Genomic DNA, 469 nt, shown 5'->3' with positions numbered 1-469 from the left:
GGTTACGACAGTGGTGCAGAGGTCGTCGAGGGCGTCTCGGGCCGGGCCGGCGGGTAGCGGCTCGAGGAGGGCACGGGCAGCTTGGGCGCGCCGGCGGACCTCCTCGCGGGCCTGATCAATGCAGCGGTGATGACGTAGCAGGTCCAGCACTTCGTGCAGCGCAGCCTCATCATGCAGGTCAGAGTCGAGCAGCTGGAGCAACCGGGCATCGGCCGGGTCGCTGGACCTGCGGGCCAGGAGCGTCGGCAGCGTCGGAATGCCCTCGCGAAGATCAGTTCCCGGCGTCTTGCCCGTCTCGTCGCTCGTGATATCGATGATGTCGTCGCTGAGCTGGAACACCACCCCGATCTGCTCGCCGAAGTCAGCCATCAGTTGCTGCAAGTGGGAAGTCGCCCCCGAAATCTTCGAACCAAACAATGCCGAGGTCGAGATCAAGGAGCCGGTTTTGTCGGCAACCACGCGCAGGTAG

At 65.0% G+C, this 469-nt stretch carries 1 protein-coding gene; it reads right to left on the bottom strand.

What is annotated here, in order from left to right; genetic code table 11:
• Nucleotides 1-469, bottom strand: a 469-nt coding sequence (locus FL344_RS38250; RefSeq protein WP_194863413.1) for a polyprenyl synthetase family protein, incomplete at both ends; no start/stop codon positions are given.

Origin of the sequence: Myxococcus sp. AB036A (assembly GCF_006547355.1) — a bacterium.
Classification (GTDB): Bacteria; Myxococcota; Myxococcia; order Myxococcales; family Myxococcaceae; genus Myxococcus; species Myxococcus virescens.
Note: the sequence above shows the minus strand (reverse complement) of the source record. Positions and strands in the feature narration are given on the sequence as shown.